The 24,654-nt window shown below is 59.1% G+C and carries 24 protein-coding genes and 1 other annotated feature; of the genes, 19 read left to right on the top strand and 5 right to left on the bottom strand.

The annotated features are described in order from the left end of the window. Positions 1 to 89 precede the first annotated feature (89 nt). Complete coding sequence (locus KPHS_37970) at positions 90 to 851, top strand: lipoprotein (RefSeq protein ID YP_005228097.1); 762 nt, start codon at positions 90 to 92, stop codon at positions 849 to 851. A gap of 61 nt (positions 852 to 912) precedes the next feature. Here the strand turns inward: KPHS_37970 and KPHS_37960 are convergent, their stop codons facing one another. Beyond that, positions 913 to 1,359: an OMPP1/FadL/TodX family outer membrane transporter gene (locus tag KPHS_37960; protein YP_005228096.1), complete on the bottom strand. Its 447-nt coding sequence runs from the start codon at positions 1,357 to 1,359 to the stop codon at positions 913 to 915. After that, positions 913 to 2,241, bottom strand: a sequence feature (potential frameshift: common BLAST hit: gi|238895857|ref|YP_002920593.1| long-chain fatty acid outer membrane transporter). (Overlaps the previous gene by 447 nt.) Further along, a complete protein-coding gene (locus KPHS_37950) occupies positions 1,711 to 2,241 on the bottom strand; it encodes a long-chain fatty acid outer membrane transporter (protein YP_005228095.1) in 531 nt (176 codons plus the stop codon). It overlaps the preceding feature by 531 nt. Before the next feature lie 367 nt (positions 2,242 to 2,608). Here KPHS_37950 and KPHS_37940 point away from each other — a divergent pair, with 367 nt between their 5' ends. The 4 genes from KPHS_37940 (at position 2,609) to KPHS_37910 (ending at position 7,202) form a co-directional block, all read left to right on the top strand. After that, a complete protein-coding gene (locus tag KPHS_37940) occupies positions 2,609 to 2,893 on the top strand; it encodes a YfcZ/YiiS family protein (RefSeq protein YP_005228094.1) in 285 nt (94 codons plus the stop codon). 159 nt (positions 2,894 to 3,052) lie between these two features. Next, positions 3,053 to 4,363, top strand: a complete 1,311-nt coding sequence (locus tag KPHS_37930) for an acetyl-CoA acetyltransferase (RefSeq protein YP_005228093.1) — start codon at positions 3,053 to 3,055, stop codon at positions 4,361 to 4,363. Next, positions 4,363 to 6,507 (top strand): multifunctional fatty acid oxidation complex subunit alpha, encoded by a 2,145-nt coding sequence (locus KPHS_37920; RefSeq protein YP_005228092.1) that lies wholly within the window; start codon positions 4,363 to 4,365, stop codon positions 6,505 to 6,507. Before KPHS_37930 ends, KPHS_37920 begins: the two co-directional genes overlap by 1 nt. A gap of 308 nt (positions 6,508 to 6,815) precedes the next feature. Then, positions 6,816 to 7,202 carry a phosphohistidine phosphatase gene (locus KPHS_37910; protein YP_005228091.1) on the top strand — a complete coding sequence of 129 codons (387 nt, stop codon included), beginning with the start codon at positions 6,816 to 6,818 and terminating at the stop codon, positions 7,200 to 7,202. A gap of 20 nt (positions 7,203 to 7,222) precedes the next feature. On the opposite strand, the gene KPHS_37900 is transcribed toward KPHS_37910, so the two are convergent. Further along, positions 7,223 to 7,774: an endonuclease SmrB gene (locus tag KPHS_37900; RefSeq protein YP_005228090.1), complete on the bottom strand. Its 552-nt coding sequence runs from the start codon at positions 7,772 to 7,774 to the stop codon at positions 7,223 to 7,225. Positions 7,775 to 7,941: 167 nt separating this feature from the next. On the opposite strand from KPHS_37900, the gene KPHS_37890 reads away from it, so the two are divergent. The 6 genes from KPHS_37890 to KPHS_37840 are packed head-to-tail and all read left to right on the top strand — an operon-like array spanning position 7,942 to position 12,495. Further along, positions 7,942 to 8,874 (top strand): protein-(glutamine-N5) methyltransferase, 50S ribosomal protein L3-specific, encoded by a 933-nt coding sequence (locus KPHS_37890; protein ID YP_005228089.1) that lies wholly within the window; start codon positions 7,942 to 7,944, stop codon positions 8,872 to 8,874. A 41-nt stretch (positions 8,875 to 8,915) separates the two neighbouring features. Then, a complete protein-coding gene (locus KPHS_37880; RefSeq protein ID YP_005228088.1) occupies positions 8,916 to 10,001 on the top strand; it encodes a chorismate synthase in 1,086 nt (361 codons plus the stop codon). A 2-nt stretch (positions 10,002 to 10,003) separates the two neighbouring features. Beyond that, the gene (locus KPHS_37870; protein YP_005228087.1) at positions 10,004 to 10,825 is read left to right on the top strand and encodes a penicillin-insensitive murein endopeptidase; all 822 of its coding nucleotides are present in this window, start codon (positions 10,004 to 10,006) and stop codon (positions 10,823 to 10,825) included. Continuing rightward, positions 10,825 to 11,634: a TSUP family transporter gene (locus KPHS_37860; protein ID YP_005228086.1), complete on the top strand. Its 810-nt coding sequence runs from the start codon at positions 10,825 to 10,827 to the stop codon at positions 11,632 to 11,634. The genes KPHS_37870 and KPHS_37860 overlap by 1 nt, the downstream gene beginning before the upstream one ends. Continuing rightward, positions 11,634 to 12,182 (top strand): putative transporting ATPase, encoded by a 549-nt coding sequence (locus tag KPHS_37850; RefSeq protein YP_005228085.1) that lies wholly within the window; start codon positions 11,634 to 11,636, stop codon positions 12,180 to 12,182. The genes KPHS_37860 and KPHS_37850 overlap by 1 nt, the downstream gene beginning before the upstream one ends. 31 nt (positions 12,183 to 12,213) lie before the next feature. Further along, a complete protein-coding gene (locus KPHS_37840) occupies positions 12,214 to 12,495 on the top strand; it encodes a YfcL family protein (RefSeq protein YP_005228084.1) in 282 nt (93 codons plus the stop codon). 61 nt (positions 12,496 to 12,556) lie between these two features. Here KPHS_37840 and KPHS_37830 read toward each other — a convergent pair whose 3' ends face one another. Next, complete coding sequence (locus tag KPHS_37830) at positions 12,557 to 14,545, bottom strand: bifunctional tRNA (5-methylaminomethyl-2-thiouridine)(34)-methyltransferase MnmD/FAD-dependent 5-carboxymethylaminomethyl-2-thiouridine(34) oxidoreductase MnmC (RefSeq protein ID YP_005228083.1); 1,989 nt, start codon at positions 14,543 to 14,545, stop codon at positions 12,557 to 12,559. A 158-nt stretch (positions 14,546 to 14,703) separates the two neighbouring features. Here KPHS_37830 and KPHS_37820 point away from each other — a divergent pair, with 158 nt between their 5' ends. Continuing rightward, positions 14,704 to 15,924, top strand: a complete 1,221-nt coding sequence (locus KPHS_37820) for a 3-oxoacyl-ACP synthase (protein YP_005228082.1) — start codon at positions 14,704 to 14,706, stop codon at positions 15,922 to 15,924. Between the two features lie 209 nt (positions 15,925 to 16,133). Beyond that, complete coding sequence (locus tag KPHS_37810; RefSeq protein ID YP_005228081.1) at positions 16,134 to 17,309, top strand: MFS transporter; 1,176 nt, start codon at positions 16,134 to 16,136, stop codon at positions 17,307 to 17,309. Positions 17,310 to 17,395: 86 nt separating this feature from the next. Here KPHS_37810 and KPHS_37800 read toward each other — a convergent pair whose 3' ends face one another. Then, positions 17,396 to 18,286, bottom strand: a complete 891-nt coding sequence (locus KPHS_37800) for a flagella biosynthesis regulator (protein YP_005228080.1) — start codon at positions 18,284 to 18,286, stop codon at positions 17,396 to 17,398. A gap of 197 nt (positions 18,287 to 18,483) precedes the next feature. Between KPHS_37800 and KPHS_37790 the strand changes: the two genes are divergently transcribed. From KPHS_37790 to KPHS_37740, 6 genes are all read left to right on the top strand, one after another. Further along, entirely contained in the window at positions 18,484 to 19,620 is a 1,137-nt protein-coding gene (locus KPHS_37790) for an erythronate-4-phosphate dehydrogenase (protein YP_005228079.1), read from the top strand. Positions 19,621 to 19,683: 63 nt separating this feature from the next. Next, a complete protein-coding gene (locus tag KPHS_37780) occupies positions 19,684 to 20,697 on the top strand; it encodes an aspartate-semialdehyde dehydrogenase (protein ID YP_005228078.1) in 1,014 nt (337 codons plus the stop codon). Next, complete coding sequence (locus KPHS_37770) at positions 20,697 to 21,509, top strand: tRNA pseudouridine synthase A (protein YP_005228077.1); 813 nt, start codon at positions 20,697 to 20,699, stop codon at positions 21,507 to 21,509. The genes KPHS_37780 and KPHS_37770 overlap by 1 nt, the downstream gene beginning before the upstream one ends. Before the next feature lie 26 nt (positions 21,510 to 21,535). Further along, the gene (locus tag KPHS_37760; protein ID YP_005228076.1) at positions 21,536 to 22,195 is read left to right on the top strand and encodes a DedA family protein; all 660 of its coding nucleotides are present in this window, start codon (positions 21,536 to 21,538) and stop codon (positions 22,193 to 22,195) included. A 185-nt stretch (positions 22,196 to 22,380) separates the two neighbouring features. After that, a complete protein-coding gene (locus tag KPHS_37750; RefSeq protein ID YP_005228075.1) occupies positions 22,381 to 23,301 on the top strand; it encodes an acetyl-CoA carboxylase subunit beta in 921 nt (306 codons plus the stop codon). A 75-nt stretch (positions 23,302 to 23,376) separates the two neighbouring features. Continuing rightward, positions 23,377 to 24,645, top strand: a complete 1,269-nt coding sequence (locus KPHS_37740; RefSeq protein ID YP_005228074.1) for a dihydrofolate:folylpolyglutamate synthetase/dihydrofolate synthetase — start codon at positions 23,377 to 23,379, stop codon at positions 24,643 to 24,645. Positions 24,646 to 24,654: the final 9 nt, after the last annotated feature.

Below are 24,654 nucleotides of genomic sequence, written 5' to 3'. Positions count from 1 at the left end.
TACAATCGCTAACATCTTTACGGGCGGAAGCGTTGTCTTTCCGTCATGGATGGCAACTCGCGATAGCCATAAAAACCAGGGAGACATCTATGAATTATCGCCTGTCGGCGCTTGCGCTTGGCGCCACATTGCTGGTGGGATGTGCCAGTTCCAGCTCTGGCGATCGGCCGCAGGGGCGCTCAGACCCGTTAGAAGGGTTTAACCGCACGATGTTTAACTTCAACTTTAACGTGGTTGATCCTTACGTACTTCGCCCCGTCGCGGTGGCATGGCGCGACTACGTCCCACAGCCGGCGCGCAACGGGTTAAGCAATTTTACCAGTAACCTGGAAGAGCCGGCAGTGATGGTGAACTACTTCCTGCAGGGCGACCCCTATAAAGGTATGGTGCATTTTACCCGCTTCTTCCTGAACACCATTCTCGGTATGGGTGGGCTTATCGATGTGGCCGGGATGGCGAATCCGCAGCTACAGCGGGTTGAGCCACATCGTTTCGGCAGTACGCTTGGGCATTATGGCGTTGGCTATGGCCCGTATGTTCAGTTGCCGTTCTATGGAAGCTTTACCTTGCGCGACGAAGGCGGCGATATGGCCGATGGCTTGTATCCGGTGCTCTCCTGGCTGACCTGGCCGATGTCGATCGGTAAATGGGCGGTGGAAGGGATTGAGACACGTGCTCAGCTGCTGGATTCCGACGGCCTGCTGCGCCAGTCTTCCGACCCTTACATTCTGATGCGTGAAGCCTACTTCCAGCGTCATGACTTTATCGCCAACGGCGGTAAGCTGACCCCGGCGGACAACCCGAATGCTCAGGCTATTCAGGATGAGCTGAAGGATATCGATTCACAGTGATCGGCGAATGATAAAAAAAGGGTGAACATAATGTTCACCCTTTTTTGTGGCGCGCTGCTTATCAGAAGCGGTAGTTGAAGTTAGCGCCGTACAGCCAGGCGGTTCCTTCGGAACGGAAGGTATACGGGCCTTCCTTAATTTCAACATGCTGCCCGTGCATGTATGAAACGCCGACGTCAACCGAGGCATCTTTATTGAACGCGTAGGTGGTACCCGCGCTCAGCCACAGGCGATCCTGGTCCGGAATAGAGATAGAGCGGTTATTAGCCGGCACCGGGCTGTCATCGAAGGCGATACCGGTACGGAAGGTCCAGTTATCGTCATAATAATAGGTGGTCCCCAGCGCAAGACGATAGGCGTCCTTGAAGCCTTCCTCTTTATAGAACAGCGTCTGGCCGTTGCTGCCGGTGGCTTTCAGCTCCTGGAACTGACTCCAGCTGGTGTAGGTCAGGCTATAGTGGACCGCCCACTGCGGCGCCACGCGGTTATAGCCGGACAGCTCCCACATTTCCGGCAGGTTAAGGGTTAGCGAACCATTTGTCGTCTGGCCGCTGGTGCCCGCCGGCAGGCCGAAGTTGCCGAGGATCTGGTTATAGGCCGCCGGCAGGCTGCTGCGGTAGTTACCGTCGAAGTCGATCTTGACCTCAGAACGGTAGGTTAAACCGTAGCGGTTATTCTTATCCAGCTCATAGAGGATCCCGGCGTTCCAGCCGAAGCCCCACGCGTTGCCATTAAGATGGGCGATCTGCGTGTCGGCCGGGATCTTCGCTACCTGGCCCGCCAGCGCCGGCGGCAGCGCGCCAGAGCCTGCGACAATCTGCCCCAGATCGCCTGCATAGCGCTCGATCTTCGCCTTGGCTTAGACCGCGTCAAAGCCTAAGCCGAAGCTCCAGTTGCTGTCGAGGCGGTAGGCGCCGCTCAGGTTGAAGTTCGCGGTGGTCAGGTCGGTTTTACCGCCCATGCTGCCGGCCGCATAATCATCGTTATACTCTGTTGCCAGACCATAGTTAGAGGTGATAGACGCCCCCCAACCAAATTGGTCGTTAATCGGCGCGACAAAGTGGAAGTTGGGCACCCACGCCGTCGGGGCGATATTGTCTGCTTTCAGGCTCTTGCCGGTGGGAGAGGTGCCCGAAACATTAACGCCCGGGTCGACAAACACGGCGCCCGCCGACATGGTCGGGCGGTCGAACATCATAATTAATGCCGGGTTACGACTGGCATTACCAGCATCGTCAGCGATCGCCCCTTCACCGGAATAGGCACGACCCAGCCCCGATGCAGAGAATTCGTTGAGCTGGAAGCCTGCTGACCAGGCCTGGGTGGAAACAAGTGCGACAGCCACTGCAAGGGCAGATTGGGTAAAGCGGGTTTTCTGGCTCATGCCCATAACCTCATTGAGTTATTTTTTTTTAAACTATGTTACATGCCGTAACAGAAGCGCGGGAGTGTAGGGTCTGCGGTACAACCAAGAAATCAGACCAGTGCGCTGAGTATAGGTCTGACCAGATGATTTGTTGCAAGTATGTTTATGAAGTTTTTCAATTGTGATAACAGAAACGCGATCCAGCTGGCAAAAATCTCGGAGAGAGCAAGGGGGACAGAAGGGGATTTTTGTTTTAGATCATTTTTAAGTGTGATTTCTGTCACTTAACGCCGGCAGAGCGATTCTCGGCTGGAGGCTCACCGGGGACAGGGCGTAAAATAGGCACATCATTTTTCTGGCACCGAAGGTGCATCTCCAGAGGAAATCTACGATGAGTAAATGTAGCGCTGATGAAACCCCGGTTTGCTGCTGTATGGATGTTGGCACGATTGTTGACAACACCGACTGCACCGCCTCCTACAGCCGCGTATTCGCCAACCGCGCTGAAGCCGAGCAAACGCTCGCCGCGTTAAGCGAAAAAGCCCGCAATGTCGAATCTGAGCCGTGCCAAATTAACCCAACCTTCACTGACGTTGACGGCGGTGTGCAGCTGGATATCGATTTTGTTTTCAGCTGCGAAGCAGAATCCCTGATCTTCCAGCTGGGCTTACGTTAATCCTTCCCCCTCGACGCCCCTGATTAGGGGCGTTTCCTTTTCTTTTCACTGTGTTTTGGCTCGCAATTTTGCGCTTCTCCGATTGGCTTAATGTAAAAAATTAGTTAAGAATGTTATCAGGTCAGACCACTTGGTTGTCTTGGTTAACAGGGGAGTGTTATGAGTCAGGCATTACCGCTTATCACCCGTCAGGGCGATCGCATTGCCATTGTCACGGGGCTACGCACGCCATTTGCTCGTCAGGCTACGGCTTTTCATGGCGTTCCGGCCATTGATTTAGGAAAAATGGTGGTTGGCGAGATGCTGGCGCGCAGCGACATTCCTGCCGAAGTCATCGAGCAACTGGTCTTTGGCCAGGTGGTGCAGATGCCGGAAGCGCCGAACATCGCCCGGGAAATTGTGCTGGGTACCGGCATGAGCGTACATACCGACGCCTATAGCGTCAGCCGCGCCTGCGCCACCAGTTTCCAGGCCGTGGCGAACGTCGCTGAAAGCCTGATGGCCGGTACCATCCGCGCCGGTATTGCCGGCGGCGCCGACTCCTCCTCTGTCCTGCCCATTGGGGTCAGTAAAACGCTGGCCCGCACGCTAGTGGATGCCAATAAGGCACGCACGCTGAGCCAAAAGCTGAAGCTGTTTTCCCGTCTGCGGCCACGCGACCTGCTGCCGGTCCCCCCGGCGGTGGCTGAATATTCAACCGGATTGCGGATGGGCGATACCGCCGAGCAGATGGCGAAAAGCTGGGGGATCTCCCGCGAGCAACAGGATGCCCTGGCGCATCGTTCGCACCAGCTGGCAGCGAAAGCCTGGGAAGAGGGTAAACTGTCCGCAGAGGTGATGACCGCCTATGCTCCCCCTTTCCGCGAACCGCTCGAGCAGGACAACAATATTCGTAAAAATTCAACGCTCGCAGATTATCAGAAGTTACGCCCGGCCTTTGACCGCAAACATGGCACCGTCACCGCCGCCAACAGTACGCCGCTGACGGACGGCGCGGCAGCGGTGATCCTGATGACCGAGTCGCGGGCTAAAGAGCTGGGGCTGAGGCCGCTGGGCTATCTGCGCAGCTACGCCTTTACCGCCATCGACGTCTGGCAGGATATGCTGCTGGGGCCCGCGTGGTCCACGCCGCTGGCGCTGGAGCGCGCTGGCCTGACGCTGGCGGATCTCACGCTTATCGATATGCACGAAGCTTTCGCCGCGCAGACGCTGGCCAATCTCCAGTGTCTGGCAAGCGACCGCTTTGCCCGCGAGGTGCTGGGCCGCTCGCAGGCCACCGGTGAGGTAGATGAAAGCAAGTTTAACGTCCTCGGCGGCTCTATCGCCTACGGTCACCCCTTCGCCGCCACCGGCGCGCGGATGATCACCCAGACGCTGCATGAGCTGCGGCGACGGGGCGGGGGATTTGGTTTGGTGACGGCCTGCGCGGCAGGTGGTCTGGGTGCGGCGATGATCGTGGAGGCTGAATAATGGATACTGTTTCCGCTTTTAAGCTTGAGGTCTGTGCGGACAAAATCGCGGTGATCACCATTGATGCCCCGGGTGAAAAAATGAATACCCTGAAAGCCGAATTTGGCAGTCAGGTACGGGGATTGATACGCCAGTTACGTGACGATAAGTCAGTGCGCGGCGTAGTATTTATCTCCGCCAAAGCGGATAACTTTATCGCCGGCGCTGATATCAACATGATTGCCCGCTGCCGCAGCGCGCAGGAGGCGGAAGCGCTGGCGCGCCAGGGACAGCAGATTATGGCTGAGATCCATGGCCTGTCGATCCCGGTGATTGCCGCTATCCACGGCGCCTGCCTTGGCGGCGGTCTGGAGCTGGCGCTGGCCTGTCATGGCCGTATCTGTAGCGATGACGAAAAAACCCGACTCGGCTTGCCGGAGGTACAGCTTGGCCTGCTGCCGGGTTCCGGCGGGACGCAGCGTTTACCGCGGCTGATCGGGGTCAGCACCGCGCTGGATATGATGCTCACCGGCAAGCAGCTGCGGCCGCGGCAGGCGCTGAAGGCCGGTCTGGTGGACGAGGTGGTGCCGCAGGCGATTTTACTGCAGGCGGCGGTGGAGTTGGCGCTGAAGGGACGACCGACCAGCCGGGAGGTGCCTGTTCGTGAACGCGTACTGGCAGGGCCCCTGGGGCGCCATCTGTTATTCCAGTTTGTCGGTAAACAAACGCAGCGCAAAACGCAGGGAAATTACCCGGCGGTGAAGCGAATCTTGCAGGTCGTCGAGAATGGTCTGGCCCATGGCTGCAGCAGCGGATACGCTGAAGAGGCGCGCGCATTTGGCGAACTGGCAATGAGCCCGCAGTCGCAGGCGCTGCGATCGATCTTCTTTGCCAGTACCGATCTGAAAAAAGACCCTGGCGCCGAGGCGGGCCCCGGTCCGCTGAGAAGCGTTGCAGTACTGGGCGGTGGCTTGATGGGCGGGGGGATCGCCTATGTGACCGCCTGTAAGGGGGGGCTGCCGGTGCGGATTAAAGATATCCAGCCGCGTGGCATCAACCACGCCTTAAAGTACAGCTGGGATCTGCTGAATAAACAGGTTCGTCAGCGTCGACTGCGCCCAGTGGAGCGCGATCGTCAGATGGCGCTGATCTCCGGCACTACCGACTATCAGGGCTTTGCTCATCGCGATGTGGTGATCGAGGCGGTATTTGAAGACCTGGCTCTCAAACAGCGGATGGTCAGCGAAGTGGAACAATACGGCGGGCCGCAGACCATCTTTGCGTCGAATACCTCATCGTTGCCAATCGGCGATATTGCCGCTCACGCCAGCCGCCCGGGGCAGGTAATCGGCCTGCATTTTTTCAGTCCGGTGGAAAAAATGCCGCTGGTTGAGGTGATCCCGCACAAGGGAACCGACCCGCAGACTATCGCCACCGTGGTGCAGCTGGCTAAACGGCAGGGGAAAACGCCGATTGTTGTCGCAGATAAAGCGGGGTTCTATGTGAACCGTATCCTCGCGCCGTATATCAATGAAGCGATGCGCCTGCTGGTGGAAGGCGAACCGATTGAAGTCATTGATAACGCGTTGGTTAAATTCGGTTTCCCGGTGGGGCCGATTCAACTGCTGGATGAGGTGGGTATCGATACCGGCACCAAAATTATCCCCGTGCTGGAGAGCGCGTTTGGAGAACGTTTTAGCCCGCCTGCAAACATCATTGACGCGATTTTGAAGGACGATCGCAAAGGCAGAAAAAATAATCGTGGTTTCTATCTTTATGAGACAAAAGGGCGTAAAAGCAAAAAACGGCCCGACCCGGCAGTCTATCCGCTGCTCGGCATCGGCCGCCCGCAGTCGCGGCTCTACGCGCAGCAGGTGGCGGAGCGCTGTGTGATGATGATGCTTAACGAAGCGGCGCGCTGCTTTGATGAGCAGATTATCCGGAGCGCGCGCGATGGCGATATCGGCGCCGTCTTTGGTATAGGGTTTCCGCCATTTCTTGGCGGCCCGTTCCGGTATATGGATACTATCGGCGCGGGTGAAGTTGCCGCGATCCTGCAGCGCCTGGCCGCCCAGTTCGGCCCACGTTTTACACCCTGTGACACTTTATTACGCATGGCTGAACAGGGGACCACCTTTTGGCCAGCGGATGAACGGCTGACCTAAGTTGTGGTCAAAGAAGGTAAATCCGGCTGCGGACGACGCTGTTGATTGGCTGTTTTGTAAACAATGATTGACTATACTTACGCCATTGAGGTAAAAAACAGCGTTTCATTCGTGGAATGGATCAGGCACAATGCCCGGCCACCGGGTCACCTGCGTATTGTCTTCGCAGGCCAAACTACGGTGCTTCTGGTTAACAAAAGCGGTGCAATATGCAAGTTTTTATTATGCGTCACGGCGACGCTGCCCTCGATGCAGCCAGTGACTCGGTTCGTCCATTAACCGTATGCGGTTGTGATGAGTCTCGTCAGATGGCAACCTGGCTGAAAGGTCAAAAAGTGGATATTGAGCGCGTTCTTGTCAGTCCCTATCTGCGTGCGGAACAGACGCTGGATATTGTTGGGGAGTGCATGAACCTGCCGAAACATGTCGACGTGATGCCGGAGCTCACGCCGTGCGGTGATGTGGGAATGGTGAGCGCCTATCTGCAGGCGCTGGCGAATGAAGGCGTGGCGACGGCGCTGGTTGTCTCCCACCTGCCGCTGGTGGGGTATCTGGTCTCAGAGCTGTGTCCGGGGGAAACGCCCCCGATGTTCACCACCTCGGCTATCGCCTGCGTGACGCTGGATGCCGACGGCAAAGGTGAGTTCCTCTGGCAGAAAAGCCCCTGCAACCTCAAGATGGCCAACGCCATCTGACGGCCCCCCGGAGCCCGCCGTTACGGCAGCTCCGGCGGTTGCCACTCCTCGACCTCAATCAATATCAGCAGTGCGGCGTCACCGCCGTACTCTTTTGGTGCCTGGTGAAACGCCATAATATGCGGATGTTGCGCCAGCCACAGCGGGGTTTGCTGTTTGAGGATGTGTTTCCCGTGCCCGTGCATCACGCAGGCGCAAAACACATGCTCGCGGCGGCAGGCGGCAATTAGCGCGCCCAGCTCCTGTTTGGCCTGCTGCTGGGTAAGCCCATGCAGATCGAGGAACAGCTCCGGCGAATAATCTCCACGGCGCAGCTTTTTCAGCTCGAAATGGCTGACGTCGGGGCGGACATATTTCGTCGAGCCTTCGGTATTCAGTAGCGGTTGAAACTCATCGGAAAAATAGTGGCTGTTATCGACCTGTTCCTGCAGCAAACGCTTAGGAGCAACCTCGGTAATTTTCTTGCGCTGCGGGCGGTGAACAATAGTGTCCTGTTTGATCTTCCGCGTGCCGGTCATCAGCTGACGGAACAGCGCCTGATCCTCCTCGCTAAGCGATGTCTTCTTTTTCATTGTCCGCTCTCATTCATACTTTGCGCTAGTTTACCCGACTCAATATCCCTTCGGGCAAGGAAAACCTGTTTTTTCCCCCGCCCCTTATCGCAAGAATGCTGATTTATCGCCGTCTTCATGGCACACTAGCCGCCGAATTTATAGCAGAGTGTGCCCTGGAGGATGTCGTGGATAAAATTTTTGTTGATGAGGCAGTCAATGAGCTGCATACCATTCAGGACATGCTGCGCTGGGCGGTAAGCCGTTTCAGCGCTGCTAATATCTGGTACGGTCACGGGACTGATAACCCGTGGGACGAGGCGGTACAGCTGGTGCTGCCTTCACTGTATCTGCCGCTGGATATCCCGGAAGACATGCGCACTGCGCGCCTGACCTCCAGCGAGAAACATCGCATTGTAGAGCGGGTGATTCGCCGCGTGAACGAGCGTATTCCCGTCGCCTATCTGACCAACAAAGCGTGGTTCTGCGGCCATGAGTTTTACGTTGATGAGCGGGTGCTGGTGCCGCGCTCCCCGATTGGCGAACTGATCAATAACCAGTTTGCCGGACTGATTAACCATAAGCCGCAGCACATCCTTGATATGTGCACCGGTAGCGGCTGCATCGCCATCGCCTGCGCCTATGCCTTCCCGGAGGCGGAAGTCGATGCGGTAGATATCTCCCCGGACGCGCTGGCCGTCGCCGAGCACAACGTTGAGTCCCACGGCCTGATCCATCACGTGACGCCGATCCGTTCCGACCTGTTCCGCGATCTGCCGAAGCTGCAGTACGATCTGATCGTCACCAATCCGCCGTATGTCGATGAAGAGGACATGGCCGATCTGCCGGAAGAGTATGAGCATGAGCCGGTGCTGGGGCTGGCCTCCGGAAGCGACGGCCTGAAGCTAACGCGCCGTATCCTCGGCAACGCGCCGGATTATCTCAGCGACGACGGGATTCTGATTTGTGAAGTCGGTAACAGCATGGTACATCTGATGGAGCAGTATCCGGATGTGCCGTTTACCTGGCTTGAGTTTGATAACGGCGGCGACGGGGTCTTTATGCTGACCAAACAGCAGCTGATTGACGCCCGTGCGCACTTCGGTATTTATAAAGACTAAAAAAACAACACGCCAACATAACGAAAAAGATTGGAGCCGTGATGGCAGGAAATACAATTGGACAACTCTTTCGCGTCACTACCTTCGGCGAATCGCACGGTCTGGCGCTGGGCTGCATCGTTGACGGCGTGCCGCCGGGCATCCCGCTGACCGAAGCCGACCTGCAGCACGACCTCGATCGTCGTCGCCCGGGTACCTCGCGTTACACCACGCAGCGTCGCGAGCCGGATCAGGTCAAAATCCTCTCCGGCGTCTTCGAAGGCGTTACCACCGGGACCAGTATCGGTCTGCTGATTGAGAACACCGATCAGCGTTCGCAGGATTACGGCGCGATCAAAGATCTGTTCCGTCCGGGCCACGCCGATTACACCTACGAGCAAAAGTATGGTCTGCGCGACTATCGCGGCGGCGGTCGTTCTTCTGCGCGCGAAACCGCGATGCGCGTAGCGGCCGGGGCGATTGCCAAAAAATACCTTGCCGCGAAGTTCGGCATCGTCATTCGCGGCTGCCTGACGCAGATGGGCGATATTCCGCTGGCCATCAAAGATTGGGATCAGGTTGAGCAGAACCCCTTCTTCTGTCCGGACCCGGATAAAATCGACGCCCTGGATGAACTGATGCGCGGCCTGAAAAAAGAGGGCGACTCCATTGGCGCGAAAGTGACGGTAGTGGCTGACGGCGTACCGCCAGGCCTCGGTGAGCCGGTCTTCGACCGCCTGGATGCCGATATCGCCCACGCGCTGATGAGCATCAACGCCGTGAAAGGGGTGGAAATTGGCGACGGCTTCGAGGTGGTGAAGCTGCGCGGCAGCGAAAACCGCGATGAGATCACCAAAGCCGGGTTCCAGAGCAACCACGCCGGCGGCATTCTTGGCGGCATCAGCAGCGGCCAGCAGATCGTTGCCAACATCGCGCTGAAGCCTACCTCCAGTATTACCGTTCCCGGTCATACGATTAACCGCTTTGGCGAAGAAGTGGAGATGATCACCAAAGGGCGTCACGATCCGTGCGTCGGCATCCGCGCCGTACCGATCGCTGAGGCGATGCTGGCGATCGTTCTGATGGATCACTTTATGCGTCAGCGCGCGCAGAATGGCGACGTGACGACGACAATTCCACGCTGGTAACCATGAAAAACACCGTTATCGCACTGCTTGCGCTGTTGGCTAGCGCCGGTAGCCTGGCCGCCACGCCATGGCAGAAAATAACCCAACCGATCGGCGGCAGCGCCCAGTCAATCGGCGCGTTTTCCAATGGCTGTATCGTTGGCGCCGAGGCGCTCCCCCTGAGTGCCCCCGGCTATCAGGTGATGCGTACCGATCAGCGTCGCTACTTCGGTCATCCGGATCTGGTTCAGTTTATTCAGCGCCTGAGTAATCAGGTGCACAATAAAGGAATGGGAACCGTGCTGATTGGCGACATGGGGATGCCGGCGGGCGGGCGCTTTAACGGCGGGCACGCCAGCCACCAGACGGGCCTCGATGTCGATATCTTCCTTCAGCTGCCGCAAACGCGCTGGACATCGTCCCAGCTGTTGAAGCCGCAGGCGCTGGACCTGGTCGCCAGCGATGGCAAGCATGTGGTGCCGTCGCTATGGAGCCCGCAAATCAGCCAGCTTATCAAGCTGGCGGCGGAAGATAGCGAAGTTACCCGCATCTTCGTCAACCCGGCGATTAAACAGCAGCTGTGCCTGGACGCGGGCAGCGACCGCCAGTGGCTGCGTAAAGTCCGTCCCTGGTTCCAGCATCGCGCTCATATGCACGTCCGACTGCGTTGCCCGGCGGGAAGTCTGGAGTGCGAGGATCAGGCGCCGCCGCCGCCCGGCGATGGCTGCGGAGCGGAGCTGCAGAGCTGGTTCGAACCACCTAAACCCGGGTCTACCCCCCCTGTGAAGAAGACGCCGCCGCTGCCGCCTTCCTGCCAGGCGCTACTGGATGAGCATGTGCTGTAATGGATAGTTTTATCGAGTTGTTTGCCGTATCGCCGCTGGTGCTGGTGGTACTCTTCTTTGTCGCCATCCTGGCCGGTTTTATTGACTCACTGGCGGGAGGCGGGGGCTTATTGACTGTCCCTGCGCTGATGGCGGCCGGCATGCCGCCAGCCCAGGCGCTGGCGACCAATAAGCTGCAGGCCTGCGGCGGGTCGCTATCGGCGACCCTCTATTTTGTCCGCCGCAAGGTGGTTAATCTGGCCGATCAGAAGCTGAATATTCTGATGACCTTTATCGGCTCAACCGCCGGAGCGCTGCTGGTGCAGCACGTGCAATCCGATATTCTGAAGCAGATCCTGCCGTTGCTGGTGATTGGCATCGGCCTTTATTTCCTGCTGATGCCGAAACTGGGCGAAGCCGACCGGCAGCGTCGGCTTTACGGTCTGCCGTTTGCGCTGGTCGCCGGCGGTAGCGTAGGGTTTTACGATGGCTTTTTCGGCCCCGGCGCCGGTTCGTTTTACGCCCTGGCTTTTGTCACTCTGGCCGGGTTTAACCTTGCCAAGTCGACGGCCCATGCCAAGCTGCTGAACGCCACCTCAAACGTCGGCGGCCTGCTGCTGTTTATCATCGGTGGAAAGGTTATCTGGGCCACCGGCTTTGTGATGATGGCCGGCCAGTTTATTGGCGCCCGTGCCGGGTCCCGGCTGGTGCTGAGTAAAGGGCAGTCGCTGATCCGGCCGATGATCGTTATCGTCTCGGCGGTGATGAGCGCGAAACTTCTTTATGACAGCCACGGGGCTGAGATTTTGCAGTGGTTGGGAATTCATTAATGCAACAGCAACACCATTATCAGCAGCTGATAGACCTTTTCGACAGCTGCTTTGCCGAAGAATTTAATACCCGCCTGATTAAAGGCGACGATGAGCCGATCTACCTTCCGGCTGACGATGAAACGCCCTATCACCGTATCGTGTTTGCGCACGGATTTTTTGCCAGCGCCCTGCACGAGATCTCTCACTGGTGTGTCGCCGGCAAGGCGCGTCGCGAACAAGTAGATTTTGGCTACTGGTACTGCCCGGACGGCCGCGATGCGATGACCCAAAGCCAGTTTGAGGATGTCGAGGTGAAACCGCAGGCCTTTGAGTGGCTGTTCTGCGTGGCGGCGGGATTTCCGTTTAACGTCAGCTGTGACAATCTGGAAGGGGACGTTGAGCCCGATCGCATCGCCTTCCAGCGCCGGGTGCATGCTCGGGTGATGACTTTACTTGAACAAGGGATCCCCGAACGTCCGGCGCGCTTTATTCGCGCGTTACAACACTATTATCAAACGCCGCCATTGACGGCGAAACACTTTCCGTGGCCGGAAGACCTGCACTAAGGCCGCACATTACATGACAAGAGGTAAGATGATGATCGCGGAGTTTGAATCACGCATTCTGGCGCTGATTGACAACATGGTAGACCACGCCAGTGATGATGAACTGTTTGCCGGCGGTTATCTGCGCGGCCACCTGACGCTGGCGGTGGCTGAGCTGGAAGGTGAGGGCGAGCATTCTGCTGACGCGGTACACAGCAGAGTTAGCCAGAGCCTGGAGAAAGCCATCAGCGCTGGCGAACTGTCGCCGCCGGACCAAATTCTGGTGCAGGGGATGTGGCATAACCTGTATCAACAGGCGAAAAATCAGGCCTGAGCCATGTTGTAGCCCGGGTCAGGCGTCAGCCGTACCCGGGAAATTGCCTGCCCTCATGGTTTTATTTCACCGCTTTTCCCTTCAGCAGTTTTCTCACCCACAGCCGATTCGGATTCAGCGCCGCCAGGGTGTCGCTATCCAGCGGCAGCGGTTCCGTGCTCATTTGCGCCGCCAGCAGCTCAGCGCTTAACGGCGCGGTGCAAAGTCCGCGCGACCCGAGCGCGCCAAGCATAAACAGGTTACGACAGACCGGCGCGCTATCGGCGATATCCGGTTGTTCGTGGAGGCTGGCGTATTGCGTCAATGTTGCCGCGTAGTCCGGCACGTTGCCGACCATCGGTAGATGATCGCGGGTGGCGCAGCGCACGCCGCAGCGAGCGTCGTTGGCGCTGATATCCACGTCCTGTGGCCACTCCGCGCCCGGGAAGCAGTCGATCAGCCGTTGCCGGTTGTGCTGCTGATCTTCTTCGCTGAAGGTGGTGTCGGTTTTCCCGCGGTGGTAGCTGGCGCCAATGCAGTGCTGCTGATTTTGCGGATTCTGTGGCGTCAGGTAGCCGTCGTAGCACAGCACCTGGCGCAGGGCGGCAAGCCGCGGGGTGGTGGGAATATGGCTGACCTGGCCGCCAACCGGGTAGACCGGCAGTTGGGCTGTTTGCGCAAAACCAGTGATGCGGTGGCCGTTCGCCAGAACCACCGCCTGATGATAGCGCTGCTGATTGAGCAGCCAGCCATCGCCCTCCGCGCTGAGCGTTTCGACGGGATAACCATAGTGCACGTGCAGTCCGCGCGTGGCCGCCAGCGCCAGCAGCTCGGCGGTGAGCTGCTGCGGGCACAGCCAGCCGCCGGCCGGATAGGTGATGCCGCCGCAGCCGGTATCGACGCCGGTCAGCCCGGCAACCTGTTCCGCCGTCACCGCGCAGGCGATGTCCGGGGGTAAATTCAGCGCCAGCATCTGGGCGATTTTATGCGTGCTTTTCTCATCCCAGCCGAGCTGGGTAACACCGCACCATTGGTGATCGAACATCACCGGCAGCGCGTCATACATTCGGCGGGCGAAGGTAAAGGCGGCCGGAAAAAAGCGTGCCAGCGCCGGATCGTGCTGACTTAACAGCGGATACAGCGCGCCCTGGCGATTGCCGGAGGCGCCCTGCGCTGGAGCCTCATCGGCGCAGTAAAGGGTCACCTGCCAGCCGCGGCGCAGCAGCGCCAGGGAGAGCAGGGCGCTGGCGATCCCGCCGCCGATGATGGCCGCCTCGCGGGCATCGCTGCTACTGCGAGCGAACCAGGGGACGCGCGCAGGAAAGCTCAGCGTTTGCGCCATCTCGCCGGTCAGCATCTCCCGCTTGCGGCCGAAGCCTTTGCTTTTACGCATGGTAAAGCCGGCCTCCTGCAGGCCACGGCGGACAAAACCGGCGGAGGTAAAGGTGGCCAGCGTCCCGCCGGGTCGCGCCAGGCGCGCCATGGCGCTGAACAGATCCTGAGTCCACATGTCGGGATTTTTCGCCGGGGCAAAGCCGTCAAGAAACCAGGCGTCCACCTGCTGGTTCAGCGAATCATCCAGCTCCCTGGTCAGCTCATTGATATCGCCAAACCACAGATCGAGCGTCACCCGCCCGCCGTCGAGCAGCAGACGATGGCACCCGCCGAAGGCCGACGGCCATTGCGCCTGCAGCTGCTGCGCCCACGGAGCCAGCTCTGGCCAGCGCTGGTGCGCCAGGCGGAGATCCTCAGCCTTCAGCGGATATTTTTCAAAACTGATGAAATGTAACCTTTGCAAGGTAACGTCCGGGTTATCACGAACAAAAACGTCAAACGCCTGCCAGAGGGTGAGGAAATTGAGCCCGGTGCCGAAGCCGCTCTCCGCGACGATCATCAGCGGGCGAGGGTGGCTGGGGAAGCGCTCCGGCAGGCGATTTCCGCCGAGAAAAACGTAGCGAGTCTCTTCCAGACCGTTGTCATTGGAAAAGTAAACATCGTCGAAATCTCGGGAAACAGGTGTACCCTCAGCGTTGAATTCCAGGTTGGCGGGTTGTATGGCGTTTTGTTTCACGTAAGTTACTCGAATCACAAGGCGTAGCACGATCTTAACGATGTGTGCCTGAGGGCGCAAATTTATACACAAAATGTCTGATCGGACTTGTTCGGCGTACAAGTGTACGCTATTGTGCGACACGAAACTTAAAATAGTGCGACTTACAGAGGTATTTAATGAAACGTGCAGTGATTACTGGCTTGGGCATCGTTTCCAGCATCGGTAATAACCAGCAGGAAGTCCTGGCATCTCTGCGTGAAGGACGTTCAGGGATCACTTTCTCTCAGGAGCTTAAAGATTCAGGGATGCGCAGCCACGTATGGGGCAACGTCAAACTGGATACCACTGGCCTCATTGACCGCAAAGTAGTGCGCTTTATGAGCGACGCCTCCATCTATGCTTACCTGTCCATGGAACAGGCTGTTGCCGACGCAGGTCTGGCGCCTGAAGCATATCAGAATAACCCGCGTGTCGGCCTGATCGCAGGCTCCGGCGGCGGTTCCCCGAAATTCCAGGTCTTCGGCGCCGATGCCATGCGTAGCCCGCGTGGTCTGAAAGCCGTGGGCCCGTATGTGGTCACCAAAGCGATGGCTTCCGGCGTTTCCGCCTGCCTCGCTACGCCGTTCAAAATTCACGGCGTTAACTACTCCATCAGCTCGGCCTGCGCCACTTCCGCCCACTGTATTGGTAACGCGGTAGAGCAGATCCAGCTGGGCAAACAGGACATCGTCTTTGCCGGCGGCGGCGAAGAGCTGTGCTGGGAAATGGCCTGCGAATTCGACGCCATGGGCGCGCTGTCCACTAAATACAACGACACCCCGGAAAAAGCGTCCCGTACCTATGATGCTAACCGTGACGGCTTCGTTATCGCCGGCGGCGGCGGTATGGTCGTGGTGGAAGAGCTGGAACACGCCCTGGCGCGTGGCGCGCACATCTACGCCGAAATCGTCGGCTATGGCGCGACCTCCGATGGCGCGGACATGGTCGCCCCGTCTGGTGAAGGCGCAGTGCGCTGCATGCAGATGGCGATGCATGGCGTTGATACGCCGATCGACTATCTGAACTCCCACGGTACCTCCACTCCGGTCGGCGACGTGAAAGAGCTGGGCGCCATCCGCGAAGTATTCGGCGACAACAGCCCGGCTATTTCGGCAACTAAAGCGATGACCGGCCACTCGCTGGGCGCGGCGGGCGTACAGGAAGCCATCTACTCCCTGCTGATGCTGGAGCACGGCTTTATCGCGCCGAGCATCAACGTTGAAGAGCTCGACGAGCAGGCTGCCGGCCTGAACATCGTCACCAAACCGACGGACGCTAAGCTGACCACCGTAATGTCCAACAGCTTCGGCTTCGGCGGCACCAACGCCACGCTGGTGATGCGTAAATACAACGCCTAATCAGCATGTGATGCGCAAAGGGGAGCCACCGGCTCCCCTTTTTTGTCATCTTGACAGGGTAAGAGCCCGCAGGCACACTGCTCGCGGATCCATTAGTCTCTCCACTAATGCGTAAGCGTTTAACGTCAACCAACGCGCCTTAACCCTGATAATCAGGTGGAGGGGGCGTGTCGCTTTGCTCGCCTTACTCTGCGAATCTGGAGTAATGCATGTCCGCAGTTACTGAAACAACATCCAATTCTTCGGCGAATTTTTCGCTTTTCCGTATTACGTTTGCCGTCTTTTTGACCTATATGACCGTTGGTTTGCCGCTGCCGGTGATCCCACTCTTTGTCCATCAGGAGCTGGGATTTGGCAACACCGTGGTTGGCGTGGCGGTAGGGATCCAGTTCCTCGCCACCGTTCTGACCCGGGGGTACGCCGGACGTCTGGCAGACCAGTACGGCGCTAAACGCTCTGTCCTGCAGGGGATGCTGGCCTGCGCCCTGGCGGGCGCGGCATGGCTGGCCGCTGCGCTGCTGCCGCTGCCGGTGCTCGCCAGGCTCGGCCTGCTGCTGCTGGGCCGCTTGATCCTCGGGTTTGGCGAAAGCCAGCTGCTGACCGGAAACCTGAGCTGGGGGATGGGCCTGGTGGGACCGGCCCGTTCCGGCAAAGTGATGTCATGGAACGGCATGGCGATGTACGGCTCGCTGGCGGTGGGCGCCCCGCTGGGATTATTGATCTATAGCCATTTTGGCGTGGCGGTGCTGGCCTGTGTCACCATGGGACTACCGCTCGTCGCCTGGCTTATTAACGGTACCGTGCGCAAAGTGGCGGCCCACGGAGGCGAGCGGCCTTCACTCTGGAGCGTCATCGGCATGATCTGGCGGCCGGGCATTGGCCTGGGCCTGCAGGGTGTCGGCTTTGCGGTGATCGGCACCTTCGTCTCCCTCTATTTCGCCAGCCATAGCTGGCCAATGGCCGGCTTTACCCTGACGGCGTTTGGTGGCGCCTTTGTGCTGATGCGAGTGCTGTTCGGCTGGATGCCGGATCGGTTTGGCGGCGTTAAGGTGGCGATGGTCTCGCTGCTGATAGAGGCGGTTGGTCTGACGCTGCTGGGACTGGCGCCGAATGCCTGGCTGGCGCTGGCCGGTGCGGCGCTGACCGGGTGCGGCTGTTCGCTTATTTTCCCCTCACTTGGCGTGGAAGTAGTGAAGCGCGTCCCGGCGCAGGTGCGCGGCACCGCGCTCGGCGGCTATGCGGCCTTTCAGGACATCTCCTATGGCCTGACCGGGCCGCTGACCGGCCTGCTGGCGACCTCGCTGGGCTACTCGTCGGTGTTCCTTGCCGGCGCCCTCTGCGCGGCGCTGGGGATCCTCGTCACCCTTATCTCATTTCGCCGCTAGGTTATTGTCCGGCCTGAAATCGCTGTAGGAAACACCGCAGCGTTTGGCATGAAGGGGAGCCGTAAACGCCGCCGGTGGCTGCTGGGCTACAGCAGGAGCCACAGCACAAGGAGCAGGACAACCGCGCCCAGCGCCAGCTGCCACGGCTTAGCGCTCCACGTCCGCCTGGCGACAGGCTCCTCCTGCGGGATGGCCAGCGTCTCCTGGGCGCGGGCCACCCGCAGCACAAACACCTTGTTCAGCAGCGCCAGGATCTGCGCCGGGCTCAGCGTGGTCCGCGGCGTGACCTGCCAGCTGCGACTGGCGAAGTCGACAATTGTCTGCCACTCCGCGGCCTCCAGCGGCTGCTTGAGCGCTCCCTGCAGCGAGGTGAGCGTCGGCACGCTTTGCGCACTCAGCGTTTGCCGCGCCTGCAGCCAGTACGAAAGCGGCAGGAAGTGCGTCGCCGGGATCAGCTCCCCGGACTTGACGCCGCAAAGCTCCAGCATGGATTGCCAAATCAGCTTGCTTGGTTCGCCGGTAGCGGCCGCCAGCTTAGTCACCAGCTGATTGAGCGTATTATGCTCGGCTGGCAACAGCGGGCGCAGGGTCGGCGGGCGCTGCTGCGGCTGCGGGATCGACAGCTGGCCATGCTGCAGCAGATGCAGAATGGTCTCCAGCTGCGTCTGGCTAAGGGCATGCAGCGCCGTTTGCCCATAATGCTGACGAATATAATCGCTCACCGCCTGGCGGTTATTGCCCTGACCGAGCAGATCGCTGAGCTGCGCTAAGGTCTGGCGATGATGATGATTATCCTGAGCGGCGGCTAAGCGCTGGTTGAGACTGGCCTCCGCGGCGCTGAAATGGCAGGCCAGCAGGGGCGAGTCGCCTTTCAGTCCGAGGTCATGTTTGACGCAGGCCCACACTTCCGCGTTCTGCTGCGAGGTCAGCGCCACCAGGCGCGTGATCAGTCGCTCCAGAACGGTGCGTTGCTGCATGGAAAGCGAAGGTTCGCCGGTGGCGGCAGTGCCTGATGGGCCTCGCCCTGGAGGACGGTCTGGCATATCAGCAAGGGGGTGCGTCATGATTCATCCTTTCGATATCGCGGTGCTGGAACCAGGTGATGAGTATGCCTGGCGGCCAGATTATGGCACACTTCCCCAGTTAACTCTCGTTCTCAGACAGGTACTGAACTGTGAAAATCCTCGTTGATGAAAATATGCCCTATGCCCGTGAGCTTTTTAGCCGTTTAGGCGACGTGCAGGCGATCCCAGGCCGTCCGGTCCCGGCCGATGCCCTGACCGATGCGGATGCCCTAATGGTGCGCTCGGTCACCCGGGTCAATGAAGCATTGCTCGCCGGCAAGGCCATTAAGTTCGTCGGCACCGCTACCGCCGGCACCGATCACGTCGATCAGGCGTGGCTGCAGCAGGCGGGGATTGGTTTCTCTGCGGCGCCAGGCTGTAACGCCATTGCGGTGGTAGAGTACGTCTTTTCATCGCTGCTGATGCTGGCTGAACGCGACGGCTTTGCGCTGCGCGATCGCACCGTCGGGATCGTCGGCGTCGGTAACGTTGGCGGGCGACTGCAAAAGCGCCTGGAAGCGTTGGGGATCAAAACTCTGCTCTGCGACCCACCGCGCGCCGATCGCGGCGACGAAGGTGACTTCCGCTCCCTCGAGGCGCTGGTCCAGGAAGCCGATGTCATCACCTTCCATACGCCGCTGTATAAAGAAGGGCAATATAAAACCCTGCATCTGGCGGATGAGGCGCTGATAAGCCGCCTGAAGCCTGGAACGATTTTGATCAACGCCTGCCGCGGGCCGGTGGTCGATAACGCCGCACTGCTAAAGCGGCTGGAAGCTGGTCAGCCGCTGAGTGTGGTATTGGACGTCTGGGAGCCGGAGCCGGATCTAAACGTTGAGCTTCTCAAGCGAGTGGATATCGGTACCGCGCATATCGCCGGCTACACCCTCGAAGGGAAAGCGCGCGGGACGACGCAGGTTTTTGAAGCCTACAGCGCCTTTATCGGCCATCCGCAGCAGGTAGCGCTGGACACTCTGCTGCCGGCGCCGGAATTTGGCCGCATTACCCTGCATGGACCGCTCGATCAGCCGACGCTGAAAAGACTGGTCCACTTGGTGTATGATGTGCGCCGCGATGATGCGCCGCTGCGGAAGGTGGCCGGCGTCGCCGGTGAATTCGACAAGCTGCGTAAAAATTATCAGGAACGTCGCGAATGGTCTTCGCTGTATGTGCAGTGCAGCGATGAGCAGGCGGCGACGCTGTTGCGCCAGCTCGGTTTTAACGCCGTGCATCATCCTGTTCGTTAATGTCTTCTTAATGCCCCTGCCGGATACTCCGGCGGGGCCGCTTTATTTCTGGAGTTAACCACCATGTCTGAAGGCTGGAATATTGCCGTACTGGGCGCAACGGGCGCCGTAGGCGAAGCCCTGCTCGAAACTCTTGCTGAACGCCAGTTCCCGGTAGGAGAGATTTTTGCTCTGGCGCGCAACGACAGCGCGGGCGAACATCTGCGTTTTGGTGGCAAGTCGGTGATCGTCAAAGACGCCGCCGAATTTGACTGGACCCAGGCCCAGCTGGCTTTCTTCGCCGCCGGCGTCGAAGCCAGTGCAGCGTATGTCGAAGAAGCGACCAACGCCGGGTGTCTGGTTATCGATCTCAGCGGCCTGTTTGCGCTGGAGCCGGACGTACCGCTGGTGGTGCCGGACGTGAACCCGTTCGTATTAGGCGATTACCGCAACCGCAACCTGATTGCGGTGCCTAATAGCCTGACCAGTCAGCTGTTGACGGCGCTCAAACCGCTGATCGATCAGGGCGGGTTGTCGCGCATTAGCGTCACTAACCTGCTCTCCGCCTCGGGGCAGGGGAAAAAAGCGGTGGATGCGCTGGCGGGTCAGAGCGCTAAGCTGCTGAACGGCATCCCTATCGATGAAGACGATTTCTTTGGTCGCCAGCTGGCGTTCAACATGCTGCCGCTGCTGCCGGATCGTGAAGGTAGCGTGCGCGAAGAGCGCCGGATCGTCGATGAAGCGCGCAAAATTCTTCAGGATGACGGGCTGATGATCTCCGCCAGCGTCGTTCAGTCGCCGGTCTTCTACGGCCATGCGCAGATGGTGAGCTTCGAAGCGATGCGCCCGCTGGCGGCGGAGGAGGCGCGCGACGCTTTTACCCGCGGCGAGGATATCGAACTTTCTGAAGAGGGCGAATTCCCGACTCAGGTTGGTGATGCCTCAGGCAATGCCCGCCTCTCCATCGGCTGCGTGCATAACGATTACGGTATGCCGGAGCAGATCCAGTTCTGGTCGGTAGCGGATAACGTGCGCTTCGGCGGCGCGCTGATGGCGGTGAAGATCGCCGAGAAGCTGATTGAGGAGTACCTGTACTGATGTCTGAGATGGAGCAACAGCCGATCTGTAAAATCGCGCTGGGCATCGAGTACGACGGCAGCAAATATTACGGCTGGCAGCGGCAAAACGAAGTGCGCAGCGTGCAGGAGAAGCTGGAAAAGGCGCTCTCGCAGGTGGCGAACGAACCGATTACCGTCTTTTGCGCCGGCCGCACCGACGCCGGCGTCCATGGCACCGGCCAGGTGGTGCATTTCGAAACCCGGGCGCAGCGGAAAGATGCCGCCTGGACGCTGGGGGTAAATGCGAATTTACCTGGTGACATCGCGGTGCGTTGGGTCAAACATGTACCGGCGGATTTTCACGCCCGGTTCAGCGCCACGGCGCGCCGCTATCGCTACGTCATCTATAATCATCGCCTGCGTCCGGCGGTGTTAAGTCATGGCGTGACGCATTTTCACCAGCCGCTCGACGCCGAGCGTATGCAGCGCGCCGCGCAGTGTCTGCTGGGAGAGAATGACTTTACCTCGTTTCGCGCGGTACAGTGCCAGTCGCGTACCCCGTGGCGCAACGTGATGCATATTAACGTTACCCGCTACGGCGCGTATGTGGTGGTGGATATCAAAGCGAATGCCTTTGTACATCATATGGTCAGGAATATTGTAGGCAGCCTGATGGAGGTCGGGGCCGGAAACCAGCCGGAGAGCTGGATGGCAGAACTGCTGGCAGCAAAAGACAGGACGCTCGCTGCGGCAACGGCAAAAGCGGAAGGGTTGTATCTGGTGTCGGTGGATTACCCGGCCCACTATGATTTACCGGTGCTGCCAATGGGCCCGCTGTTTCTGGCGGACTAATAGGGTCATTAAGGGTAAAGACAAACATGGACTTGATTCACTTTTTAATTGATTTCATCCTGCATATTGATGTGCACCTTGCCGAACTGGTTGCCCAGTATGGCGTCTGGGTTTATGCCATTCTGTTTTTGATTCTGTTCTGCGAAACCGGGCTGGTGGTGACGCCATTCCTGCCGGGCGATTCCCTGCTGTTCGTCGCGGGCGCGCTCTCGGCCTTGCCAACCAACGATCTCAATGTCCACCTGATGGTACTGCTGATGGTCATCGCGGCCATCGTCGGCGATGCGGTCAACTACACCATTGGCCGGCTGTTCGGCGAAAAGCTGTTCAGCAATCCGAACTCAAAGATATTCCGTCGCAGCTATCTGGATAAAACCCACAGCTTTTACGAACGTCACGGCGGGAAAACCATTATCCTGGCGCGCTTTGTGCCGATAGTCCGAACCTTCGCGCCGTTTGTGGCGGGAATGGGGCATATGTCCTATCGTCATTTTGCAGCCTATAACGTGGTTGGGGCGCTGCTGTGGGTGCTGCTGTTCACCTATGCCGGCTATCTGTTTGGCGATTTGCCGGTGGTGCAGGAGAACCTGAAGCTGCTGATCGTGGCGATCATCGTGCTTTCCGTCCTGCCGGGCGTGATTGAGATTATTCGCCACAAGCGGGCGGCGGCGAAGCAGGCGAAGTAGTTTAGCCTGTGTTGCGCGTGGCGGTGCAGAGCGTCACGCGCAGCGGTTTGACCACTTTTTTATCCCATGTTCCGGGATGATATGATTTAATGTGCAACATTCATGGTCTGTAAGAGGCAAAAATGGCATTATGCGCCCCTTACGACAAAACTGGCATCGACCAGGTTCAGGCAGAAAGGTTATCAATGAGCTGGATTGAACGAATTAAAAGCAACATCACTCCCACCCGCAAGGCGAGCATTCCTGAGGGTGTATGGACCAAGTGCGACAGCTGCGGTCAGGTACTCTACCGCGCCGAGCTGGAGCGCAACCTGGAGGTTTGTCCTAAGTGCGATCACCATATGCGCATGTCGGCGCGTAATCGCCTGCATAGCCTGTTGGATGAAGGTTCTCTGGTAGAACTGGGTAGCGAACTTGAGCCAAAAGATGTGCTGAAGTTCCGCGATTCAAAAAAATACAAAGACCGCCTGGCGTCCGCTCAGAAAGAGACGGGCGAGAAAGACGCGCTGGTGGTGATGAAAGGTACGCTCTACGCGATGCCGGTGGTTGCCGCCGCCTTTGAGTTCTCCTTTATGGGGGGCTCGATGGGTTCCGTCGTCGGCGCACGCTTTGTGCGCGCGGTGGAGCAGGCGCTGGAAGATAACTGCCCGCTGATCTGCTTCTCCGCCTCCGGTGGCGCCCGTATGCAGGAAGCGCTGATGTCGCTGATGCAGATGGCGAAAACCTCCGCGGCGCTGGCGAAAATGCAGGAGCGCGGACTGCCGTACATCTCCGTGCTGACCGACCCGACCATGGGCGGCGTATCGGCGAGCTTTGCGATGCTGGGCGATCTGAACATTGCCGAGCCGAAAGCGCTGATCGGCTTTGCCGGTCCTCGCGTTATCGAGCAGACCGTACGCGAGAAGCTGCCGCCGGGATTCCAGCGCAGTGAGTTCCTGATTGAAAAAGGGGCGATCGATATGATCGTTCGCCGTCCGGAAATGCGTCTCAAGCTGGCCAGCATTCTGGCGAAGCTGATGAACCTGCCGGCGCCGGTTGCCGTTTCGGAAGCGCCTCATGAAGGCGTGGTGGTGCCGCCGGCACCGGATCAGGAACCTGAGGCCTGATAAAGCAGAGGGCAGGGCCTGGCGGCGCTGCCCTTTTTTATTCATACGCGTTAACCGTCAATTCTTACGGGCATCATGGAAAAAGATCCTATTCCTCAGGCCACGTCGCCCCTGGCTACGTGGCTTTCTTATCTGGAACATCTGCACAGTAAAACCATCGACCTTGGGCTGGCGCGCGTCAGCGAGGTCGCCGGGCAGATGGATATCGTTAAACCGGCGCCGTTCGTTTTTACCGTTGCGGGCACCAATGGCAAAGGCACCACCTGCCGCACGCTGGAAACCATCCTGATGGCGGCCGGTTATAAAGTGGGGGTCTACAGCTCTCCGCATCTGGTGCGCTACACCGAACGCGTGCGCATTCAGGGGGCTGAACTGCCGGAGGCGGCGCATACAGCTTCGTTTGCTGAAATCGAAGCGGCGCGGGGTGACATCTCGCTGACCTATTTTGAATACGGCACGCTCTCGGCGCTGTGGCTGTTTAAGCAGGCGCAGCTGGATGTGGTGATCCTTGAGGTCGGGCTCGGCGGGCGTCTCGACGCCACCAACATCGTGGATGCCGACGTCGCGGTGGTCACCAGCATCGCCCTCGATCATACCGACTGGCTGGGCCCGGATCGCGAAAGTATCGGCCGGGAAAAAGCGGGCATCTTTCGCGCCGGTAAACCGGCGGTGGTGGGGGAGCCGGATATGCCGCTCACCATCGCGGAAGTGGCTAGCGAGAAGGGCGCGCTGCTCCAGCGCCGCGGCGTCGACTGGCGCTATGAGGTGGAGGGCGAAACGTGGTCCTTCCGCGATACGGCAGGGGCGTTAAGCCACCTGCCTCTGCCTCAGGTGCCGTTGCCGAATGCGGCGACGGCCGTGGCGGCGCTGCGCGCCAGCGGGCTTGCCGTGGATGACGCTATCCTGCGCGCAGGGATCCGCGATGCGATGCTCCCGGGACGCTTTCAGATAATCAGCGACGCCCCGCGAGTGATCCTCGATGTGGCGCACAACCCGCACGCGGCGGCCTATCTCGCCGGGCGTCTCAAAACGTTAGCGAAAACGGGACGCGTGCTGGCGGTTATTGGTATGCTGCATGATAAGGATATCGCCGGCACGTTGGCCAATCTGGCCCCGGAAGTCGATGCCTGGTACTGCGCGCCGCTGGAAGGCCCGCGCGGCGCGACGGCAGAGCAGCTGGTGGAACATTTGCGCTGCGGTACAGTCTATAGCAGCGTGGCGCAGGCGTGGCGTGCGGCCATGGCTGACGCTAAAGTGGAAGATACCGTGCTGGTGTGTGGTTCGTTTCACACCGTAGCGCAGGTTATGGAAGAGATAGACGCGGGGAGAATCGGTGGCGAGTAAGTTTCAGAA

It is taken from the genome of Klebsiella pneumoniae subsp. pneumoniae HS11286 (assembly GCF_000240185.1).
In the GTDB taxonomy this organism is placed as follows: Bacteria; Pseudomonadota; Gammaproteobacteria; order Enterobacterales; family Enterobacteriaceae; genus Klebsiella; species Klebsiella pneumoniae.
The sequence above is the reverse complement of the archived record's forward strand: the minus strand, read 5'-3'. Positions and strand labels throughout refer to the sequence as shown.

Coding starts and splice junctions, on each gene's coding strand:
- KPHS_37970 (YP_005228097.1), top strand. CDS start 90: ATGAATTATCGCCTGTCGGCGCTTGCGCTTGGCGCCACATTGCTGGTG.
- KPHS_37960 (YP_005228096.1), bottom strand. CDS start 1,359: ATGTGGGAGCTGTCCGGCTATAACCGCGTGGCGCCGCAGTGGGCGGTC.
- KPHS_37950 (YP_005228095.1), bottom strand. CDS start 2,241: ATGGGCATGAGCCAGAAAACCCGCTTTACCCAATCTGCCCTTGCAGTG.
- KPHS_37940 (YP_005228094.1), top strand. CDS start 2,609: ATGAGTAAATGTAGCGCTGATGAAACCCCGGTTTGCTGCTGTATGGAT.
- KPHS_37930 (YP_005228093.1), top strand. CDS start 3,053: ATGAGTCAGGCATTACCGCTTATCACCCGTCAGGGCGATCGCATTGCC.
- KPHS_37920 (YP_005228092.1), top strand. CDS start 4,363: ATGGATACTGTTTCCGCTTTTAAGCTTGAGGTCTGTGCGGACAAAATC.
- KPHS_37910 (YP_005228091.1), top strand. CDS start 6,816: ATGGCAACCTGGCTGAAAGGTCAAAAAGTGGATATTGAGCGCGTTCTT.
- KPHS_37900 (YP_005228090.1), bottom strand. CDS start 7,774: ATGAAAAAGAAGACATCGCTTAGCGAGGAGGATCAGGCGCTGTTCCGT.
- KPHS_37880 (YP_005228088.1), top strand. CDS start 8,916: ATGGCAGGAAATACAATTGGACAACTCTTTCGCGTCACTACCTTCGGC.
- KPHS_37870 (YP_005228087.1), top strand. CDS start 10,004: ATGAAAAACACCGTTATCGCACTGCTTGCGCTGTTGGCTAGCGCCGGT.
- KPHS_37860 (YP_005228086.1), top strand. CDS start 10,825: ATGGATAGTTTTATCGAGTTGTTTGCCGTATCGCCGCTGGTGCTGGTG.
- KPHS_37850 (YP_005228085.1), top strand. CDS start 11,634: ATGCAACAGCAACACCATTATCAGCAGCTGATAGACCTTTTCGACAGC.
- KPHS_37840 (YP_005228084.1), top strand. CDS start 12,214: ATGATCGCGGAGTTTGAATCACGCATTCTGGCGCTGATTGACAACATG.
- KPHS_37820 (YP_005228082.1), top strand. CDS start 14,704: ATGAAACGTGCAGTGATTACTGGCTTGGGCATCGTTTCCAGCATCGGT.
- KPHS_37810 (YP_005228081.1), top strand. CDS start 16,134: ATGTCCGCAGTTACTGAAACAACATCCAATTCTTCGGCGAATTTTTCG.
- KPHS_37800 (YP_005228080.1), bottom strand. CDS start 18,286: ATGCAGCAACGCACCGTTCTGGAGCGACTGATCACGCGCCTGGTGGCG.
- KPHS_37780 (YP_005228078.1), top strand. CDS start 19,684: ATGTCTGAAGGCTGGAATATTGCCGTACTGGGCGCAACGGGCGCCGTA.
- KPHS_37770 (YP_005228077.1), top strand. CDS start 20,697: ATGTCTGAGATGGAGCAACAGCCGATCTGTAAAATCGCGCTGGGCATC.
- KPHS_37760 (YP_005228076.1), top strand. CDS start 21,536: ATGGACTTGATTCACTTTTTAATTGATTTCATCCTGCATATTGATGTG.
- KPHS_37750 (YP_005228075.1), top strand. CDS start 22,381: ATGAGCTGGATTGAACGAATTAAAAGCAACATCACTCCCACCCGCAAG.
- KPHS_37740 (YP_005228074.1), top strand. CDS start 23,377: ATGGAAAAAGATCCTATTCCTCAGGCCACGTCGCCCCTGGCTACGTGG.